Below are 20,572 nucleotides of genomic sequence, written 5' to 3' on the forward strand. Positions count from 1 at the left end.
AGGTTACTTCGGTTTTTTATCGCTGCGCGACATCTGATCCAGCCAGCCCATCACAAAGGCGGAGAGCACAAAGGTCAGGTGGATAATCACGTACCACATCAGCTTGTCGTTTTCGACGTTGCGCGCTTCCATAAACACCCGCAGCAGGTGGATCGAGGAGATGGCGACAATGGAGGCGGCGACTTTGTTTTTCAGCGAGCCGGAGTCCATCTTGCCCAGCCAGCTCAGCTTCTCTTTATCTTCGTCGATATCGAGCTTGGAGATGAAGTTCTCATAACCCGACAGCATCACCATCACCAGCAGGCCGCCAACCAGCGTCATATCCACCAGCGACAGCAGCAGCAGGATCAGATCGTTTTCCGCAATGCTGAAAATGTTGGGCAGCAGGTGGAAAATTTCCTGGAAAAATTTAATGGTCAGCGCCAGTAATCCCAGCGAAAGTCCAATGTAAACCGGGGCCAGCAACCAGCGCGATGCATACATCAGGTTTTCGGTAAAACGTTCCATACAATCCCACGAATAATCAAACAGGTCCGGGAGTATAACCGATCAACTGTGAAGTTATTTCAGCCCTTCGTCAGAAATTTCAGGGACCGGCGGCAGTGGCAGCGAGAGACGAAATGCCGCGCCCCCTTCGGGTCGGTTTTCGGCCCAGATTTGACCGCCGTGGCTCTCGATAATGGTTTTACAGATTGCCAGACCCAGCCCGACGCCCGGCACCGCCGACTCTTTGTCGCCCCGCCAGAATTTATCGAATATCCGGCTTAAGTCGTCTTCGGCAATGCCCGGTCCGCTATCCCAGACCGCAATCTCCAGTCGTGATGCGGCACGCCAGGCGCGAATGCCGCGTGGTGCGCTGTTACCGGCATACTTCAGGCTGTTCTCAATCAGGTTAGTGAAAACGCGTTCCAGCAGCGTACTATCGCCTTTGATCAGCACGATATCGTCCGGCAGATCGAGCTGAACCTCATGCCCTTTCAGCGACGGTGCCATGCTGCTCAGCGCCCCGCCGATCACCTCTTCCAGCGCCAGCCACTCCTCACGCAGGTTGAGGCCACCCGACTGAATGCGCGCCATATCCAGCATATTGCTCACCAGCCGGATAGTGCTCAGCGTCTGCTCGCGGATCTGGCTGGCCTGCGGCACATATTTTGAGTTGTCGCTGGCCAGATCGAGCATCAGCATTTCCGCCTGACCAAACAGTACGGTCAGCGGGGTGCGCAGGTCGTGCGACAGCGCCGACAGCAGCGCATTGCGCAGCTGTTCCCGCTCTGCCGAGAGACGGGAGGCTGCCTCGCTGTGCGACAGCGCCATCCGCTCCAGCGCATTGGCAATCAGTACCGTAAAGGTTTCCACCAGCCGCTGCTGTTCGGGGATCATCAACTGACGCAGATTCTGCGGCTCCACCACCAGCAAACCACGGCAGTGCGCGCCACTTTTCAGCGGCAGGATCTGATAGGGCACCGCCGGTAAGGTATCGGTGCCCGCACCCGCAGGCTGGCCTTTGCTGTAACTCCATTTCGCAATCGCACGATCCGGCTCACTGGCCGGTAACGCCTCGCCCACCGGTTGCAGCTCGCCCTGCTCATCCGGCAGCAGCAGCAGGCAGCGCGCCTGTAACGTGGCATCCAGCACACGCTGGCTGGTGGCGGCAATATCCTGCGGCGTCAGCGCGCTGCCCAGCGATTTCGCCATCTCATAGAGCTGGCGCGCCCGCTGTTCGCGGTAGCGCGCCACCCGCGCCTGATAGCGCACCCCGGCCGTGAGATTGCCGACAATGACGCCCACCGCCAGCATCACGCCAAAGGTCACCAGATATTGCAGATCGGAGACCGCCACCGTGCCGGTGGGGGCCACAAAGAAGAGGTCAAAGGCGATGATGTTCATCACCGTAGCGATCACCGACGGCCAGCGGCCATAGCGCAGCGCCACGATCACGACCGCCAGCAGGTAGATCATCACACAGTTGGCGGGATCGAAATTGATCAGCACAGACTGTCCGGCTGCGGTGACGACGATGCAGAGCACCAGCGCCATCATCACGCCACGCAGCTGAATGCGCCATTTTTCACTGGTGACGCGGCCATCCGGCAGCGGATGCGGCGCATCCTTCAGCGGCTCATCCAGTGCGACGACCAGCAGGTCGAGATCGGGGCCAAGCTGACCCAGACGTTCGGCAAAACTGTCACGCCGCCAGCGCCGCTGCGGGCGACGGCCAGTGACGATTTTACCCAGGTTGTGTTCGCGGGCGTAGCCCAGCACCGCTTCCGCTTCATCCGGTTCCGAGAGCGTGGCGGTTTCTGCGCCCAGCTCCTGCGCCAGCTGTAAGGTACGCAGAATCGCCCGTCGCCGCGCTTCCGGCAGCCGGTTAAGCCGCGGCGTTTCGACATAGACCGCGTGCCATTCACTGCCGAGCCGTGCTGCCAGCCGGGCGGCGGTGCGCACCAGCTTTTCACTGCCGCTGTCGTCACCAATACAGAGCAGAATGGCATCGCGGGTGTGCCAGACGCGATCCCGTCCCTGCTGATCGCGCCAGGCGCGCATCTGGTCATCCACCCGATCGGCGGTGCGACGCAGGGCCAGCTCACGCAGGGCGAACAGGTTACCTTTGCGGAAAAAGTTTTCGATGGCGCGTTCTGCGCGGTCACCAATGTAGACTTTGCCCTCTTTCAGCCGCTGCCGCAGATCGTCGGGCGGCAGATCGACCAGCACCACTTCATCGGCGCTGTCGAAAAAGGGATCGGGCACGGTTTCGCGCACCTGAATGCCGGTGACGCCGCCGACCACATCGTTGAGGCTCTCAAGATGCTGTACGTTGACGGTGGTCAGTACATCGATGCCCGCTTCCAGCAACTCCTCAATATCCTGCCAGCGCTTGGGATGGCGCGAGCCCTGCACGTTGGTGTGCGCCAGCTCATCCATCAGGATCACCGCCGGATGGCGGGCCAGCGCAGCATCAAGATCAAACTCCGCATGACGCGAGCGGCCGGTTGCGCGCCGCGGCAGCAGGGTTAAGCCTGTCAGCAGCTGCGCGGTTTCCGGCCGGTCGTGGGTCTCTACCACGCCGATCAGCACATCCAGACCCTGCGCACGCAGCCGCTGTGCCTCCTGCAGCATGGCGTAGGTTTTGCCCACGCCCGCACAGGCACCAAAGTAAATCTTCAGCTGTCCGCGATGACTCTCGCGGTTAGCCTGCAGCAGCGCGTCGGGATCGGGACGCTGGGGTTCGTGGTTCATCGCTTCCTTTACACCATTACAGTTCGTTGAGCGCTATATTCAGCTGCAACACATTGAGGGTCGGTGTGCCGAGGAAGGGCAGCAGCGGACGATGCGTCATCTTTTCAATCAGCGCCTCGACCTGTGCCACCGGCACCTTGCGGCTGGCAGCGACACGCGGAGCCTGCCACAGTGCAGCCTGAGGCGAAATATCCGGGTCCAGCCCGCTGGCGGAAGCAGTCGCCAGCTCAACCGGCACGGCGGCCGCTGCCTGGGGATTGGCGGCCCGCAGTACAGCGATGCGGTCGGCCACCGCTTTATCCAGCGCCGGGTTGCTGGCGGCCAGATTACTGCCGCCCGAGGCCAGCGGGTTATAGGCTTTATCACTGGTGGCTGAAGGACGCCCCCAGAAATAGCCGGGCTGGGTAAAGTTCTGCCCAATCAGCGCAGATCCGTGCGCCACGCCCTCCTCCTCCAGCAGCGAGCCATTGGCCTGGGCCGGAAAAAGCCACTGCGCCAGCCCGGTGGTGAGGAAAGGATAAACCACGCCGGTCACAAGCGTAAGCAACAACAACAGTAAAATTGCCGGACGTAACTGACTCATTTTTTTCTCCTCAGGCCATGCCTGAAAGCACTAACAGCAGATCGATCGCTTTGATGCCGACAAACGGCACCAGCAGGCCACCCAGACCGTAAATCAGCAGGTTGCGGCGCAGCAGCGCAGCAGCACTCAGCGGACGGTAGCTGACGCCTTTCAGGGCCAGCGGGATCAGGAAGATAATCACCAGGGCGTTAAAGATCACCGCCGACAGAATCGCGCTGGCGGGCGAGTGCAGCTGCATCACGTTCAGCATGTTGAGCTGCGGATAGGTGGCCGCAAACGCCGCCGGAATGATGGCGAAATATTTCGCCACGTCGTTGGCGATACTGAAGGTGGTCAGGGAACCGCGCGTCATCAGCATCTGTTTACCGATGTGCACCACTTCCAGCAGCTTGGTCGGGTTCGAGTCGAGATCGACCATGTTGCCCGCCTCTTTCGCCGCCTGCGTACCGGAGTTCATCGCCACCGCCACATCCGCCTGCGCCAGGGCAGGCGCATCGTTGGTGCCGTCGCCGGTCATCGCCACTAACCGTCCTTCTGCCTGATACTGGCGGATCAGCGCCAGTTTGGCTTCCGGCGTCGCCTCTGACAGGAAGTCATCCACGCCCGCTTCCGCCGCAATGGCCGCGGCGGTCAGCGGGTTATCGCCGGTGATCATCACCGTTTTAATGCCCATTTTGCGCAGTTCGGCAAAGCGTTCTTTGATGCCGCCCTTCACGATATCTTTCAGCGCCACCACGCCCAGCACGTTCGCGCCCTCTGACACCACCAGTGGCGTGCCGCCACTGCGTGCCACCTCTTCCACCTGCGCATTGACCTCGGCAGGGAAACGGCCATGGTTCGCTTCAATATGACGACGTACCGCATCGACCGCACCCTTGCGGATCAACCGGTCCTGCACGTTTACGCCACTCATGCGGGTCTGGGCTGAGAACGGAATAAAGCTGGCGCCCATGCTGCTGAGATCGCGTTCACGCAGATTAAAGCGCTGCTTCGCCAGCACCACGATGCTGCGGCCTTCAGGTGTCTCATCGGCCAGCGAGGCGAGCTGCGCGGCGTCGGCCAGTTGCTCTTCGCTGACGCCCGGCGCGGGCAGGAACTGGGTCGCCTGACGGTTACCCAGCGTGATGGTGCCGGTTTTGTCCAGCATCAGCACATCCACATCGCCTGCGGCTTCCACCGCACGTCCGCTGGTCGCAATGACGTTCGCACCCAGCATACGGCTCATCCCCGCCACCCCAATCGCCGACAACAGCCCGCCGATAGTGGTGGGGATCAGACAGACCAGCAGCGCCACCAGTACGGTGATGCTGACCGGCTTGCCGCCCCAGGCCGAGAACGGCCAGAGCGTGACGGTCGCCAGCAGGAACACGATAGTCAGCGACACCAGCAGGATGGTCAGGGCAATCTCATTCGGGGTTTTGCGACGTTTCGCACCTTCCACCATGGCGATCATCCGGTCAAGGAAGGTTTCACCCGGGTTGGCGCTACAGGTAATGACCAGCCAGTCAGAGAGAATACGCGTACCGCCCGTGACGGAGGCGAAGTCACCGCCTGACTCACGGATCACCGGTGCAGATTCACCGGTAATGGCGCTCTCATCCACGGAGGCACCACCCTCTATCACTTCACCGTCGCAGGGAATAATGTCGCCCGCTTCGACCAGCACCGCGTCGCCTTTGCGCAGCGCATCGGCACTGACCTGCTGCCACTCCGCGCCATAACGCGCCGCTGACAGTTTTTTGGCAAAGCTGGTCTTTTTCACCCCTTTCAGGCTGCTCGCCTGGGCTTTACTGCGCCCTTCTGCCAGCGCCTCCGCCAGGTTGGCGAACAGTACGGTGAACCAGAGCCAGAGCGCAATCGCGCCGGTAAAGCTGGCGCTGCCGCTGATGCGGCCAGACAGCATGGCCAGCGCCAGTAGCGTAGTCAGTACGCTGCCGAGCCAGACCACAAACATCACCGGATTACGGAACTGTACCCGGGGATCGAGCTTTTTCACCGCATCCCAGGCCGAGGTACGCAGCAGCGCTGCGTCAAATAATGCCTGTTGTTGACGACTCATGAGGATTGTCCCTGAACAAGTTGCAGATGCTCAGCCACCGGGCCCAGCGCCAGAGCAGGAATAAAGGTCAGTGCACCCACCAGCAGCACCGTGCCGATCAGCAGGGCAATAAACAGCGGGCCGTGGGTTGGCAGCGTGCCGTTACCTACCGGCTGTACTTTTTTCACCGCCATCGCACCGGCTATCGCCATCACCGGAATGATGATGCCGAAGCGGCCCAGCAGCATGCAGACCGCCAGTAACAGGTTCCAGAACGGCGTGTTAGCACTCAGCCCGGCGAAGGCGCTGCCGTTGTTGTTGGCCGCCGAGGAGACGGCGTAGAGCACTTCGCTGAAGCCATGAATGCCGGGGTTCGCCATTGCACTGCGGCCAGCGTCGGTCATCATCGCCAGCGCGGTGCCGATCAGCACCAGCGCCGGGGTGACCAGAATCGCCAGCGCGGTCATCTTCATCTCCCAGACGTCGATTTTTTTGCCCAGGAATTCCGGGGTACGACCGATCATCAGCCCGGCGATAAACACCGCCAGCAGCACAAACAGCAGCATGCCGTAGAGACCGGCACCGACGCCGCCAAACACCACTTCGCCCAGCTGCATCAGCCACATCGGCACCATGCCACCCAGCGCAGTAAAGGAGTCGTGCATGGCATTCACCGCACCGCAGGAGGCCGCGGTGGTAATGACCGCGAACAGGCTGCTGTTAAGAATGCCAAAGCGCGTCTCTTTGCCTTCCATGTTGACGGCGCTGTCGGCCCCCAGCTGGAGGAAATGCGGGTTGCCCTGCAGTTCGGCCCACATGACGACCGATACCGCCGCGACAAACATCAGCGTCATCGCCCACAGCAGCATGTGGCCCTGACGACGATCGCGTACGCTTTCGCCAAACGCGAAGCAGAGCGCCGCCGGGATCAGAAAGATGCTCAGCATCTGCACCAGGTTGGTCAGCACCGTCGGGTTTTCAAATGGATGGGAGGAGTTGGCGTTAAAGAAGCCGCCACCGTTGGTGCCCAGCATTTTGATCGCTTCCTGCGACGCCACCGGTCCCATCGACAGCGTCTGCTGCACGCCTTCCAGCGTGGTGAAGCTGTGATAAGGTGCGAAGTTCTGGATGCTGCCCTGACTGACAAAGAACAGCGCCACCAGCAGGCTGATCGGCAGTAAGACATAGAGCGTGATGCGCGTCAGGTCGCGCCAGGCGTTACCCAGGGTCGCAGCGCTGCGATTAGCGAAGCCACGGATCAGCGCAAATGCCACGGCGATCCCGGTTGCGGCAGAGAGAAAATTCTGCACCGTCAGGCCCACCATCTGACTGAAATAGCTCAGGGTGCTTTCGCCGCTGTAGGACTGCCAGTTGGTGTTGGTGACGAAGCTCACGGCGGTGTTCAGCGCCAGATGCCAGCTCAGGCCAGGCAGCTGCTGCGGATTCAGCGGCAGCGCGCCCTGCATCAGCAATATTGCCAGCAGCACCACGAAACCCAGCGCATTAAACAGCAGAATCGCCAGCAGGTAGTGCGGCCAGCGCATCTCCGATTGCTGCGCGCCCAGCAGTCGCCACAGCGGCGCTTCCAGCCGGGCAAACACCGGCTTGTCGGCCACTAACGCGGCCAGGCCCCGGCCAAGCGGCTGCGCCAGCACCATCAGCAGCACCAGATAAAATGCGATGAGTAAAAAAGCATTGGCCGCCATCAGAAAGCCTCCGCATTTAACAGGGCATAGATCAGATAGCCCAGTAACAACACCACCAGCACAATGCCGGTTATTACGCCCACGCTCACAGGAACCTCCAGAGGATTGGATTTATGGCGTAGCTTGCGCGGAGGCGTATAAAGAAGGGGTTAAAATGCAGCGGGCGGGCGTAAAAATAGTGTAAAAATGGCGAAAAATCAGGCGACTTCCAGCGCCCAGATACGATTGAGATCGACGTTACCCCATAGTGCACTGTCCTCTGCGCCCACAATACTGTCGGTGCAGAAACTGTCGCCGAGGTCGAGCTCCTCCGGTTTCACTTCGCGCTGGGCGTGCAGCGACCAGAAGACATGCACACAGGGGCGCATCAGCGATTTTTCGCCTGCCTTTACCACCAGCGCCACCCGGCCGGAAGCCAGACGCACCAGCGAACCTACCGGATAGATGCCGATGGTTCGCACGAAGGTGTGCAGCAGGCCCGGATCGAAATGGCCGCGCCAGCTCAGCATCTGGTGCATCGCCTCTGCCGGTGTCCAGCCGTTGCGATAGGAGCGGGTTGAGGTGACAGCATCGTAGACATCACACACCGCTGCCATCCGGGCGTAGAACGAAATCGCTTCCCCTTTCAGACGGTGCGGGTAGCCACTGCCATCATATTTTTCATGATGATGCAGGGCGATATCGAGCAAATCGTCATCGGCGTCGGCTTCAATCAGCATCTGCGTGCCCACCACCGGATGCTCGCGCATCACCCTGAACTCCTCTTCCGTCAGCTTGCCCGCTTTGTTCAGGATCGCCAGCGGCACAGCGGCTTTGCCGACATCATGCAGTAAACCGCCCATGCCCACCCGACGCAGCTGCTGCTCATCCAGCCCGAGTTTTTTACCCAGTGCAATCATCAGCCCGCAGACCGCCATGGAGTGCAGATAGGTGTAGTCATCATGATTTTTCAGCCGCGCCACGCTGAGCATCGCTGAGGGTTCACGCGTGATCGAGCCGGCGATGTCATCCACCAGATCCATCATATAATCAAGCTTCAGGCCGTTACCCAGCCGCGCTTCGTTGAACATCGCCAGTACTTTCGGTTTGCCCTGCTGAAAGATCAGCTGTGCCTGGTCCAGTTCCTGAAAAAATGGGGTACGCCCAATGGTTCTTTTCGCGATCGAGGTGGCGATCGGCGCCTGCACAGATCGATCGAGGTCGATCCAGAGCTGGCGGATCCCTTCACTGCGTAACGTGGCGATTTGTCGTGGATCGGTGATCAGCATCTGATTATGAATGCGCTCGTCCTTTATCCACCAGACCTCCAGCTTGTGGATAAACATCCCAGGGCGCAGTTCATCAATGGTAATCAGCTTTATCACGCTATCACTCCTTACGATCAGCGGGTGGTAAGGTGATATCGGCAGCTGGACAAATATTCTTCAGGCTGTTTTGTGCGGAGGCGGCGCGCGGGCGAGTGGTCAGAGGAGAAGCATCCTGTCTCACGCTCTGCCCATCATGGTTAAGTCATTGTTGCCGTTAGACTACGCGGGTCAGCACCGGCTCGCCACGGGCAAACGCCAGCATGTTCTCAAAGACCAGGTCAGCCATCGCCGCCATGGTTTCGCGGGTGCTGCTGGCGATATGTGGCGTAATCACCACATTGTCGCGCGGGCGCAGGGCGTCAGGGACATGCGGCTCCTGTTCAAACACATCCAGTCCGGCACCGGCGATCTGCCCGGTTTCCAGCGCCGCCACCAGCGCCTGCTGATCCACCACGCTGCCGCGCGCGATGTTAATCAGATAACCCTGCGGGCCCAGCGCCTGCAGCACGTCTGCGTTAATGATATGGCGCGTTGCGGCACCGCCTGGCAGCGTGAGCACCAGAAAATCGGCCTGCTGCGCCAGCGCCACCAGGCTCTCATGCCGGGTATAGGGCACGTCAGGACGTGAACGCGGGTTGTAGTAGTGAATCTGCATACCAAACGCCTGCGCGCGCCTGGCTACCGCCTGGCCGATATTGCCCAGCCCGACGATACCGCACACCTTGCCGCCGATTTTGCTGCTCAGCGGAAAGCGGCCCTGCGTCCAGTGCCCGGCGCGTGTGAAGCGATCGGCCTCACTGATGCGGCGCGCCACATCCAGCAGCAGCGCCATGCCCAGATCCGCGACGCAATCATTGAGCACCTCCGGCGTGTTGGTCACCACAATGCCGCGCGATCGGGCGGCTTCCGTATCAATGCTGTCATACCCGACGCCGTTACTGCAGATCGCTTTGAGGTTGGGCAATGCCGCGATCAGTGCGGCGGATGCCCCCATTACCGCGTTGCCGCTGGTGACCAGTATGTCGATGGCAGCACCCTGTTCAGCCAGAAAAGCGCTCTCATCGTCCGCCTCCCACAGCCGGAACGCGGTGAACGTCTTTTCAATGTTCTCTATCAGCTGCGGCGGCAGGAATTTCCCTCTGATCAGCACCTTACATTGCTTTAATGCCATCTTCTTTCTCCTGATTGTTATAGAATGCCGGGCGTTCGGTCTCTTCGCCCACGCGTTCAATCGGTCCCATCACCAGCAGGAACAGCAGCGCCGCAACCACGCAGTGTGCCGCCACAAACGCCAGACCGATGCTGTAGCTGCCGGTCAGCCCGACGATGATGCCGAACAGTAGCGGCGTGGTGAAACCGGCAATGTTGCCAATGCCGTTAAAAATGGCACCCGCCAGACCCACTGCCTCTTTCGGTGCGGTGTCGCTGATCACTGTCCAGGTGCCTGCGCCCGCCGCGATGCCTTTGCCGAAAAAGGCGAAGGACATAATGGCGATGATGCCGCCGTTACCGGGAATAATCGCCGCCAGCACCAGGCTCGACGCCATCAGCATGCCGACGATATAGGGGGTTTTACGCGCCCAGGAGACGCTCCAGCCCCGGGCGATTAATTTATCTGACAGGTAACCGCCGCTGATCCCGCCGAGAAAACCAAACAGCGCCGGAGCAACGGTGGCGAAGCCCGCCTCCATAATGTTCATGCCGCGCGCCTGCACCAGATAGATCGGGAACCAGGTAATGAAGAAGTAGCTGAGCGCGATGATGCAGTACTGGCCAAGATAGGCGCACCAGAGCATGCGATTAGTGAGCAGCTTTCTGAACATCGCTTTGCTGACCGGTGGTCGGGCCTTCAGGGTCTGCGCCGCGTCGATATCCACCATCGCGCCGCCATTAATGATGTGGCGCAGTTCACTTTCCGACACGCCGGGATGGTTGCGCGGCTCGCGCATCCAGGCTGCCCAGACAAACACCGCCAGCAGGCCGATGCCGCCCAGCACAAAGAACGGCCACTCCCAGCCGAAGCGCGACACCAGCCAGCCTGACAGCGGTGAGAAGATGGCGACGGCAAAATATTGCGCCGAACTGAACAGCGATGATGCCCGGCCCCGCTCAGCGCCAGGGAACCACATAATCACCACGCGCGCATTGGCGGGAAAGCTGGGTGCCTCAATGAGTCCCAGCATAAAGCGCAGACCAAACATCAGCATCAGCGCGCCGGTCATACCGCTGGAGAACTCACCCACAAATCCCATCGCCAGCGTCGAGACCGACCAGAGCGCCAGCGTGACGCCATACACTTTTTTGGCTCCGAAGCGGTCAAGGAACAGTCCGCCGGGGATCTGACCGATGACATAGGCCCAGCTGAAGGCAGAGAGGATCAGTCCCAGCTGGATCGCTGACAGGCCGAACTCCTCTTTGATCGCCGATCCGGAGATCGAGAGGATCGAACGGTCGGCATAAGCCACGACCGACAGAAACAGGATCAGGCAGAGGATCCCGATGCGGACATGGGTGGTCCGTTGAGGCGTTACATCTTTAGGCATGAGCTGAATTCCTTAAAAAGCGGCAGGTTGTGCCACAAGGTTTTTTTCAGGAATAACGCTGAGATTTCCCGCTTCTGGAAATATAGATAGGAGGCTAACTAAGGGTCATTGTGCGGATGTTGAGATCGACGGGTCCGATTCAGCGATTTTCTGGCAACCGCCACAACCGCCCGTGCGGCGCTGCACAAAAGCGCAAAAAGCTGCGGCGCTTTGCCGCAGAGTGTGCACCCGATCGGGGTTTTAACCGGCGCTGACAGCTATGACGCGACGAATTTTCAGCAAAGTGTGGCGACACCAGCAAGAGTGAAAAAGGCGGCTTGTCAAACCTGACGGCAATTTCTAAGCTGCAGATGATCCTCTTTATCCATTTTTATAATAAATGAAATATCCATTCCAAACAGCAACCTCTGGAGTCCGCAATGAAAACACGCGCATGGGCATTACTCTGTCTGCTCTCTCTTTCTACGTCGGCGCTGGCAGAGAAGATTGGCGTCTCGATGGCTTTTTTCGACCAGAACTTCCTGACCATTATTCGCCAGTCGATTGAAAAAGAGGCGAAAGCGCGTCAGCTGGATGCGCAGTTCGAAGATGCGCGCGGCGACGTCGGTCGTCAGACCGATCAGGTGCAGAGCTTTATCAGCGCCGGCGTAGACGCGATTATCGTCGATCCTGTCGACTCCGCCAGCACCCCTGCCCTGACCAGGCTGGCGCAGCAGGCTCACATTCCGCTGGTCTACGTTAACCGCACACCGGGCGATAAAACCCTGCCGCCAGGCGTGGTATTTGTCGGCTCTGACGAACGCGAGTCGGGTACGTTGCAGATGGAAGCGCTGGCGAAGCAGGCGGGTTATCGTGGCAAGGTCGCCATTATCATCGGTAACCTCAGCGATGCGGGTGCGCTGCAGCGCACCAAAGATGTGGAGCAGGTGGTGGCAAAGTATCCCGACATGAAAGTGGTGCTGAAGCAGACCGCCAACTATTCGCGTAATGAGGGCATGGATTTAATGCTCAGCTGGCTGTCGAACGGCGAAGAGATCGATATTGTCGCCGCCAACAATGACGAAATGGCGATTGGCGCGACAATGGCGATTGCGCAGGCGAAGCCGAAGAAGACCATTTTGGTGGGCGGCATTGATGCCACGCCGGATGGCCTGAAAGCCCTGGCAAGCGGCAAACTGGCCGTCACCGTGTTCCAGGATGCCGTGGGTCAGGGCAAAAAATCGGTCGAGGTGGCGCAGCAGATGATCAAAGGGGAAAAAGTCGATTCCCACCAGTGGATTCCGTTTGAACTGGTAACGCAGCAGAACATGCAGCACTACAGCAATAAAAATCCGTAATGAAAAGCGGAGCGGCAGCGCTGCCGCTCCGGTTATCACTTCTCGTGCAGCAGCTTCGCCATCATCACCACATCGCGCAGCTGACCGTCGCGCAGGGCGGCCTGGCGCATCACCCCTTCACGCTCAAAGCCCAGCCGCTCATAGAGCCGCAACGCCCGTTCATTGTCGTGAAACACCTCCAGCGCCATACGCGTAATCCCCAGCCAGTTACGGGAATAGTCGAGCGCGGTGCGGATCAGGCGCTCACCGACGCCGCGACCGGCGTAATCGGGATGCACGCCCAGCCCAAAGCTGATGCAGTGGCGGGTGCGCGGCTTGTTATCCACAAACAGCGTCAGCTCACCGGCCAGCACGCCCTCGATCTCCGCGACAAAGGCGATAAATCCCTCGGCATCCATTCTGGCGATTTTTTTCTCCCAGGTGGCGACGCTGGGAAACGGTAGCTGCAGCGTCCAGGGATAGACATCGGGATGACTGTAGAGTCGCTGATAGGCGGCGGCATCCTGCGGTTCCCGTGCCCGAATAATGATTTCCATATTTTCTCCTTTTAGCCGAACGGGGTTCATGCACTAAGCTGTAGCTCTTTACCGGACGGAAAGAGTATCGCTATGTTGTATCGCCGTTTTGAGCGTTTTATCAATATATTTCATGACGCGCCCACCGACTCGCCCCCCTCAACGGTCTGGTCGTTTTACCTCTATTATCTGCGGCAGGTCTGGCCGAGTTTCGCGGCACTGCTGGTAGTGGGACTGGCGTCAGCCCTGATTGAAGTGTCGCTGTTCAGCTATCTGAGCCGCATTATCGACATGGTCAATCACTCCACGCCCGCAAGCCTGTTTCGGGATAACTGGCCGATACTGCTGTGGATGGTGGCGGTGGCGCTGATCCTGCGGCCGATTTTTATCGCCCTGCACGACATGCTGGTGCATCAGAGCATCAGCCCGAGCATGACCAGCATGATCCGCTGGCAGAATCACAACTACGTGCTGCGCCAGAGCCTCAATTTCTTCCAGAACGATTTCGCGGGTCGCATCGCCCAGCGCATTATGCTGACCGGCAGTTCTCTGCGCGATTCCGCGGTGCAGTTGGTGGATGCCATCTGGCACGTACTGATCTACGCGGTAACCTCGCTGGTGCTGTTTGCCGGTGCCGACTGGCGGCTGATGATCCCGCTGATTATCTGGATGGTGGCCTACAGCGCCTCGCTGCGTTTCTTTGTGCCGCGCGTCAAAGCACGTTCGGTGGTCTCCTCGGAAGCACGCTCAAAGCTGATGGGCACCATTGTTGACGGCTACACCAACATCGCCACCATCAAGCTGTTCGCCCACAGCGATCTGGAACGGCAGTATGCGCGTGAGGCGATTCAGGAGCAGACCGAAAAAACCCAGAACGCCGGCCGCATGGTCACCAGCATGGATCTGACCCTGTCGGCGCTGAATGGCCTGCTGATTGTCTCGACCTCCGGGCTGGCGCTGTGGTTATGGAGCCAGTCGCTGATTAGCGTCGGGGCGATTGCGCTGGCGACAGGTCTGGTCATCCGCCTGGTGAATATGTCCGGCTGGATCATGTGGGTGGTCAACGGCATCTTCGAAAATATTGGTACGGTACAGGATGGCCTGAAAACCATCGCGCAGCCGCTGAGCGTGCAGGATGCGCCGCAGGCGAAGCAGCTTAAGGTGACGCGCGGCAACATCCGTTTTGAGGATGTGCGCTTCGATTATGGCGGTGGCCGTCAGGTGATTAACGGCTTTAACCTCGACATCAAACCTGGCGAGAAGATTGGGCTGATTGGTCCCTCGGGCGCCGGTAAATCGACGCTGGTGAACCTGCTGCTGCGCCTCTATGACCTGAACGCGGGGCGGATTGTGATCGACGATCAGGATATCGCCGCCGTGACGCAGGAGAGCCTGCGCAGCCAGATTGGCATGATCACCCAGGACACCTCGCTGCTGCACCGCTCAATCCGTGAAAACCTGCTCTATGGTCGTCCCGACGCCAGCGAAGAGGAGCTGCAGCTTGCGATTCACCGCGCCCGCGCCGATGAGTTTATCCCGCTGCTCTCTGACTCACTGGGCCGCACCGGGCTGGACGCGCATGTGGGCGAGCGCGGCGTGAAACTGTCGGGCGGTCAGCGTCAGCGTGTGGCGATAGCCCGCGTGCTGCTGAAGGATGCGCCGATTCTGATCATGGATGAGGCCACCTCGGCGCTCGACTCTGAAGTGGAAGCGGCGATTCAGGAGAGCCTGGAGTCACTGATGCAGGGTAAAACCGTTATCGCCATCGCGCACCGCCTGTCGACCATCGCGAAGATGGATCGGCTGGTGGTGCTGGATAAAGGCGGCATTGCCGAGATGGGCAGCCATCACGAGCTGCTGGCGCAAAACGGTCTCTATGCCCGGCTCTGGCAGCATCAGACCGGGGGTTTTGTCGGCGTCGATTAATCGCCGCGTCGATAGGGTAAGGCGTCGCGTGCTTCTTCCGCCCAGCCGCGCACGCCTTCCCGCTCCTGCACCAGAAAATCTGCCACGGCATCGCGCAGGCCGGGATGCAGCAGATAGTGCCAGGAGTGGGTAATCTGCGGCTCAAAGCCGCGCACCAGCTTGTGCTCGCCCTGCGCGCCTGCATCAAACCGCGTCAGCCCTTCATCAATCGCTAAATCCATCCCCTGATAGAAACAGGTTTCGAAGTGCAGCCGGTCAAACTCCGCCAGACAACCCCAGTAGCGGCCATAGAGCGTGTTGCTGTCACGCAGATAAAAGGCCATCGCCGCCGGTTGCTGCTGTAAGCGGGCGATCACCACCACAATATTCTGCGGCATCCGCTCCGCCAGCAGGCTGAAGAAGTTGCGCGTCAGGTAGGGCCGCTGGCCGCGCACCGCGTAGGTGTTGGCGTAACAGGTATAGACAAAATCCCACTGATCTTCGCGCAGCTGGTAGCCCAGGTAGCGGTCAAACTCAAAGCCGCTTTGCGCCACCTGCTCACGCTCTTTACGCAGCTGTTTGCGCTTGCGCGACATCAGCGTATCCAGGAAATCCTGAAAATCGCGGTAGCCACAGTTATGCCAGTGATACTGACAGCCGAGCCGGGAGAGCCAGTCGGGCTGATCGGCCAGCAGCTGGTTAGCCTGCGCATCGGTAAAGTTGATGTGTGCACCGCTTAAGCCGTGCTGCAACAGGCTCTCCGGCAGAGCCGACAGCAGCTGCGTCGCAGCGGATGTGTCACCCAGCAGGCGCGCGCCGCTGACCGGGCTGAAGGGAATCGCCCCCAGCCATTTCGGGTAATAGCGGATCCCGGCGCGCTGGCTGGCATCCGCCCAGGCGTGATCAAAGACATACTCGCCCTGTGAATGATATTTCTGGTAGCCCGGCAGCGCGGCGCGGGTCACGCCCTTTTCCCGCCACAGCATGTGATCAGGCTGCCAGCCCGCCTCAAACCGCACGCTGCCACTCTCTTCTAAAGTGAGCAGAAAAGCGTGGCGCAAAAACGGCTGGTCATCAGGCAACAGCGCATCCCACTCGGCGGCCGGGATCGCCGCCAGTGACGTCAGGTGAATCAGCGACATGAATTACTCCAGAGAACGTCGGGCAGAGCGTCAGTCAAGCAGGTTTTCCCCGCCAGCGAAAGGGTTAAGGCACGCAATGTGAAGGCTGCAACGCCTGGCCGCAGCTTCTATACTGCGACTTTACCCTTTCAGGACTTCGCCATGGATCGACTCGATTGTGACCGGATGTTTGTCACGGTGCTGGAAACCGGCAGCTTTTCGGCAGCGGCGTTGCGCCTCGGTACCAGCAGCAGTCAGGCTTCTAAACTGGTTTCAAAGCTGGAGCATCAGCTCGGCGTCCAGCTGTTTAAGCGCAGTACGCGCGCCCTCTCGCCCACCGACGTTGGCCGCAGCTATTACGAGCGGGTTAAAAACCTGCTCGATGCATTTGAGACGCTGGATGCCAGCGTGCGGGAAAGCGCCACCACCCCTACCGGCCGGCTGAAAATCAGCGCGCCGGGCTCCTTTGGCACGGCGGTGCTCTCTCAGGTACTGGTGGCGTTTGCCCGGCGCTATCCGCTGATTGAACTGGATGTCAGTTTTTCAGACCGGGCCGTTAACATCGTCGATGAGGGATTTGATATGGCGATCCGCATCGGTAACCTCAGCGACAGCAGTCTGGTCGCGCGTAAGCTGGGCGAAGTGCATGTTCGCATTGCTGCGTCACCGATCTATCTTGAGCAGTTCGGTACGCCACAGCACTGGCGGGAAATGGCGCAGCACCAGTGCATTATCGACACCAATTTCCGCGATCCCTGGCACTGGCCGTTTGCCGGCGATGATGGTGAGATCGTCACCGTGCCGGTCCGTGGCCGTCTGCGCTTTGCCAACACCGAAGCCTGTCTGCAGGCGGCCGTCGCCGGATTAGGTATTGCGCGTCTGCCCGGTTTCATCGCCGCTCCCGCGCTGCAACTGGGCGATGTTGTCCGGCTGCTGGATAACTTCGACACGCCGCCGCTGGGCCTGTTTGCGGTTTATCCGCCCGCCCGTCATCTGGCGCATCGCGCGCGCCTGCTCATCGACTTCCTGGTCACTCACTTTACCCGCTTCCCGCCCGCCTGATTCCGTCCATAATGGAAGAAATGATTGTCTTTACAACCGGATTATCACCTGTTTAGTCATCAGTTAAGCTGCTTCTCAAAACAGAGAGGAGTCGCGCAATGTTAGTAGAAGGTAAATGGAGTAGTGACTGGCATCCGGTGCAGGCTACCGATAAACAGGGCGGGTTTGTCCGTCAGACGTCGGGTTTCCGGGGCTTTATCAGCAGCGATGGCTCCACGGCATTCGCCGCCGAACCCGATCGCTACCACCTCTATGTGGCGCTGATCTGTCCGTGGGCGTCGCGCGCGTTAATTGCCCGCAAGCTCAAAGGGCTGGAGTCGCTGATTAGCGTGACGGTGGTTGAACCGCAGCTCGGTGCTCAGGGCTGGCGCTTTGGCAATTTACCCGGCGCACAGCAGGACCCGCTGAATAACGCGCAGTATCTGCATGAAATCTATACCCGCGTCGCGCCCGACTACACGGGCCGGGCCACCGTGCCGGTGTTGTGGGACAAAAAAACCGCTACCATCGTCAGCAACGAGTCTGCGGACATTGTGCGTATGTTTAACAGCGGCTTCGGCGATCTGGCCGATAACCGCATCGACCTTTATCCCGCTGCGCTGCGTGCGGAGATTGATGCGCTGAATGAGAGCCTCTATCCGCGTCTGAATAACGGTGTTTATCGCGCGGGTTTCGCCACCACCTCCGTCAGCTATCAGCAGGCGTTTAATGACATTTTCAGCCAGCTCGATGAACTGGAGGCGCTGCTCAGCGATGGTCGTACTTTCCTGCTGGGTGAACGGCTGACGGAAACCGACATCCGGCTGTTTGTGACCCTGATTCGCTTTGACGTCGCCTACCATGGCCTGTTCAAATGCAACCTGCGCCGGATCCGCGACTATACGCTGCTGAATCGCTATCTTAAGAGCATGTTGTCGGTCTCTGGCATACGTGAAACGGTCAACATTGACCATATCAAACAGGGTTACTACTCGATCAAGGCGCTGAACCCGAATGGCATTGTTCCGGCCGGGCCTGATCTGAGTGAATACGGTTTATAAAAGGAGCAATGATGGCAAAAGCACTGGTGATTTTTCTGCATGGCGTGGGCAGTAACGGCGACGATCTGGCACCGATTGGCCGTCACTGGGCGACGCTGTTGCCGGATGTGGTTTTTGCCTCGCCCAATGCGCCTGAACGTTTTCCCGCCGGTTTTGGCTGGCAGTGGTTCAGCCTGGCAGACGTGACGCCAGAGAACCGGCCTGGTCGGGTTCGGGCGGCACGGGCCGCGTTTGATACGACCCTCAGCGACATCGTCGCGCAGCACGGCTTTGCCGACCGCTGGCAGGATGTGGTGCTGGTGGGCTTCTCTCAGGGGTCGATCATGGCGCTGGATGCGCTGGCGTCTGGCCGTTATCCGCTGGCGGGCGTGGTCGCCTTTTCTGGTCGTCTGGCGGTTGACGGTGAACTAACCCCGCAGGCTCATGTGCCCGCGTTGCTGATCCATGGTCAGGCCGATGAAGTCATCCCATGGCAGGAGAGCGAATCTGCGGCGGCCCGGCTGCGAGCCGCGGCAGTGCCGGTCGACGCGCGCTTTGAACCCGCCACCGGCCACACCATTTCCGCTCAGGGTGCCATGCACGCCGCCGCGTTTATTGGGCAGTGCTTACAGGATTAACCCCAGCAGCGCGTTAACGCCTGCCAGGCATGGCGGGCAGCCACGTCGGGCGGCAGGCGTTTCAGCGCATCATTAAAGACTTCGATTCCCACCGGCCCCTGATAGCCCGCGCTTTTGAGCTTATCGACAAAGCGTTCAACATCGATAATGCCATCGCCGGGCAGCAGACGCTGATGCTTTGCCATCGCCATCAGGCTCTGCTTATCCTGTGCGGGAACGGCGGCCATATCACACAGCTGTACTTCATAGATGCGATCGGCAGGAATGCCGTCCAGATGGGAGGCGTCACCGCCCAGCGCGCAGATGTGGAACAGATCGATCACCAGCCCGATATTGGGCTGATCGAGTCGCTGCAATCGCTGCCACGCCAGCGGCAGCGTGTTATCTACGCTGCACCAGGCCATCGGCTCATACATAATGCGCATGTTGTAGCGCGCAGCTTCCGAGGCCATCCAGCGCAGGTCATCATCAATCTGATCGGCACAGCAATCCTCACGGGTGCTGGCCGGTGCCTGGAGGGTGTCACAGCCCAGCGCCTGGGCAATCTGTATAAACTGACGCAGCTCTTCGCGCTTCTGAGATCGCAACGCACTGGGTGCGCCGGTGAAATCACGCAGCACCTGCAGATTGGTAAAGCCAGGTCCCTGTCGTGCACTGATTTCAGCCAGTGCTGCCGCACCGCCTTCATATGCGTCGACATCCTCGCGCCAGATCTCCACCTGATCGAAACCGGCGTCACGCGCCGCCTGCAGCTTCTGGCCGGGTTCACCGTTTAACAACACCAGGTTAAGGAATGTGGGGTTGGTTCGCATTGCTCGGCTCCTTAATCGTCCGGAATAATCGGTGAGGTTCAGCGTCAGCGCCGCGCATTATCCAATCCACGGCGCACACGCCCGAAATCAGTATCCCTTAAGCGGTATGACGCGCACCGGGTCAGCCCAGCAGCGTGACCAGTGCGAAACCGGCAAACGCCATCAGCAGCGAGCCAATCACATGCACCAGCGCGCTGGCCATCGCCCAGAAATACTTCCCTGATTGTAGCAACCCCATTAACTCCGCGGTGAAAGAGGAGAAGGTCGTCAGCCCGCCGCAGAGTCCGGTGACGATCAGCAGTTTCCAGATCGGGTCAATGTCGGGATGGCGAACAAACCAGGCCATCGCCCCGCCGATTACCAGACCGCCGATCAGATTCACCAGCAGCGTGCCGGGCGGCAGGTTGGGAAAGAGTGCATTAAAACGCATCGCGAACAGCCAGCGCAGTACGCAGCCGGCAGAGCCGCCGATCATCACAGCCAGTAACGGTTTAAACATGTCTTGCTCCTGGTTACAGAGTAATGCGGGGCTGGGGAGAGAGGCAGAGATAAACTGCGCCTGACACCTCAGCTCCCGCGAAAGGATTGAGTGTCAGGCGTCATCAGCCGGTGTTAAGCCCACCGGCGGTTGGGAAAGGTGGCACGCCATCACCTTGAGCCGGTGATAATACGACGCCCGTTTCAGGCTGGCAATAGTGCGCGCAGGGCGGCTGAATCACTTGACGATGTTGCTATTGCCGGGGTAATGC

The 20,572-nt window shown here is 59.7% G+C and carries 18 protein-coding genes and 1 riboswitch; of the genes, 5 read left to right on the plus strand and 13 right to left on the minus strand.

Annotated elements, in window-relative coordinates; genetic code table 11:
• Window positions 1-3 precede the first annotated feature (3 nt).
• The 9 genes from AC6I8J_RS17685 to AC6I8J_RS17725 form a co-directional block, all read right to left on the minus strand.
• Window positions 4-507: a TIGR00645 family protein gene (locus tag AC6I8J_RS17685; RefSeq protein ID WP_010253431.1), complete on the minus strand. Its 504-nt coding sequence runs from the start codon at window positions 505-507 to the stop codon at window positions 4-6.
• A 54-nt stretch (window positions 508-561) separates the two neighbouring features.
• Window positions 562-3,237, minus strand: coding sequence for a two-component system sensor histidine kinase KdpD (gene kdpD, locus AC6I8J_RS17690; protein ID WP_161734094.1), 2,676 nt, complete (start codon window positions 3,235-3,237; stop codon window positions 562-564).
• A gap of 16 nt (window positions 3,238-3,253) precedes the next feature.
• A complete protein-coding gene (gene kdpC, locus AC6I8J_RS17695; protein WP_285087127.1) occupies window positions 3,254-3,820 on the minus strand; it encodes a potassium-transporting ATPase subunit KdpC in 567 nt (188 codons plus the stop codon).
• Window positions 3,821-3,830: 10 nt separating this feature from the next.
• Complete coding sequence (gene kdpB, locus AC6I8J_RS17700) at window positions 3,831-5,879, minus strand: potassium-transporting ATPase subunit KdpB (RefSeq protein WP_161734090.1); 2,049 nt, start codon at window positions 5,877-5,879, stop codon at window positions 3,831-3,833.
• Window positions 5,876-7,564, minus strand: a complete 1,689-nt coding sequence (gene kdpA / locus AC6I8J_RS17705; RefSeq protein WP_285087124.1) for a potassium-transporting ATPase subunit KdpA — start codon at window positions 7,562-7,564, stop codon at window positions 5,876-5,878. The genes kdpB and kdpA overlap by 4 nt, the downstream gene beginning before the upstream one ends.
• On the minus strand, window positions 7,564-7,653 hold the full coding sequence (gene kdpF, locus AC6I8J_RS17710; RefSeq protein WP_010253443.1) for a K(+)-transporting ATPase subunit F: 90 nt from the start codon (window positions 7,651-7,653) through the stop codon (window positions 7,564-7,566). Before kdpF ends, kdpA begins: the two co-directional genes overlap by 1 nt.
• Window positions 7,654-7,761: 108 nt before the next feature.
• On the minus strand, window positions 7,762-8,928 hold the full coding sequence (locus tag AC6I8J_RS17715; protein WP_161734086.1) for an HD-GYP domain-containing protein: 1,167 nt from the start codon (window positions 8,926-8,928) through the stop codon (window positions 7,762-7,764).
• Window positions 8,929-9,085: 157 nt separating this feature from the next.
• The gene (locus tag AC6I8J_RS17720) at window positions 9,086-10,042 is read right to left on the minus strand and encodes a 2-hydroxyacid dehydrogenase (RefSeq protein WP_497825604.1); all 957 of its coding nucleotides are present in this window, start codon (window positions 10,040-10,042) and stop codon (window positions 9,086-9,088) included.
• Entirely contained in the window at window positions 10,023-11,414 is a 1,392-nt protein-coding gene (locus AC6I8J_RS17725; protein WP_497825605.1) for an MFS transporter, read from the minus strand. Before AC6I8J_RS17725 ends, AC6I8J_RS17720 begins: the two co-directional genes overlap by 20 nt.
• A gap of 419 nt (window positions 11,415-11,833) precedes the next feature.
• Here AC6I8J_RS17725 and AC6I8J_RS17730 point away from each other — a divergent pair, with 419 nt between their 5' ends.
• Complete coding sequence (locus tag AC6I8J_RS17730) at window positions 11,834-12,751, plus strand: sugar ABC transporter substrate-binding protein (protein ID WP_161734080.1); 918 nt, start codon at window positions 11,834-11,836, stop codon at window positions 12,749-12,751.
• Between the two features lie 35 nt (window positions 12,752-12,786).
• Here the strand turns inward: AC6I8J_RS17730 and AC6I8J_RS17735 are convergent, their stop codons facing one another.
• Window positions 12,787-13,287 carry a GNAT family N-acetyltransferase gene (locus AC6I8J_RS17735; RefSeq protein ID WP_161734078.1) on the minus strand — a complete coding sequence of 167 codons (501 nt, stop codon included), beginning with the start codon at window positions 13,285-13,287 and terminating at the stop codon, window positions 12,787-12,789.
• 72 nt (window positions 13,288-13,359) lie between these two features.
• Here AC6I8J_RS17735 and AC6I8J_RS17740 point away from each other — a divergent pair, with 72 nt between their 5' ends.
• Window positions 13,360-15,192 carry an ABC transporter ATP-binding protein gene (locus AC6I8J_RS17740; protein WP_161734076.1) on the plus strand — a complete coding sequence of 611 codons (1,833 nt, stop codon included), beginning with the start codon at window positions 13,360-13,362 and terminating at the stop codon, window positions 15,190-15,192.
• On the opposite strand, the gene AC6I8J_RS17745 is transcribed toward AC6I8J_RS17740, so the two are convergent.
• Window positions 15,189-16,313 (minus strand): GNAT family N-acetyltransferase, encoded by a 1,125-nt coding sequence (locus AC6I8J_RS17745; RefSeq protein ID WP_161734074.1) that lies wholly within the window; start codon window positions 16,311-16,313, stop codon window positions 15,189-15,191. The genes AC6I8J_RS17740 and AC6I8J_RS17745 overlap by 4 nt on opposite strands.
• A gap of 141 nt (window positions 16,314-16,454) precedes the next feature.
• Between AC6I8J_RS17745 and AC6I8J_RS17750 the strand changes: the two genes are divergently transcribed.
• From AC6I8J_RS17750 to AC6I8J_RS17760, 3 genes are all read left to right on the plus strand, one after another.
• Window positions 16,455-17,354 (plus strand): LysR family transcriptional regulator, encoded by a 900-nt coding sequence (locus AC6I8J_RS17750; RefSeq protein WP_497825606.1) that lies wholly within the window; start codon window positions 16,455-16,457, stop codon window positions 17,352-17,354.
• Window positions 17,355-17,452: 98 nt separating this feature from the next.
• Window positions 17,453-18,394, plus strand: coding sequence for a glutathione S-transferase family protein (locus tag AC6I8J_RS17755; protein ID WP_161734070.1), 942 nt, complete (start codon window positions 17,453-17,455; stop codon window positions 18,392-18,394).
• An 11-nt stretch (window positions 18,395-18,405) separates the two neighbouring features.
• Window positions 18,406-19,011, plus strand: coding sequence for an alpha/beta hydrolase (locus AC6I8J_RS17760; protein ID WP_161734149.1), 606 nt, complete (start codon window positions 18,406-18,408; stop codon window positions 19,009-19,011).
• Here AC6I8J_RS17760 and AC6I8J_RS17765 read toward each other — a convergent pair.
• Entirely contained in the window at window positions 19,008-19,823 is an 816-nt protein-coding gene (locus AC6I8J_RS17765; protein ID WP_161734068.1) for a sugar phosphate isomerase/epimerase family protein, read from the minus strand. The genes AC6I8J_RS17760 and AC6I8J_RS17765 overlap by 4 nt on opposite strands.
• A 121-nt stretch (window positions 19,824-19,944) precedes the next feature.
• Entirely contained in the window at window positions 19,945-20,322 is a 378-nt protein-coding gene (gene crcB, locus AC6I8J_RS17770; RefSeq protein ID WP_150011351.1) for a fluoride efflux transporter CrcB, read from the minus strand.
• A gap of 87 nt (window positions 20,323-20,409) precedes the next feature.
• A riboswitch (Fluoride riboswitch) is annotated at window positions 20,410-20,485 on the minus strand.
• Window positions 20,486-20,572: the final 87 nt, after the last annotated feature.

The organism is Pantoea sp. X-Soil-ISGK-355, assembly GCF_059730805.1.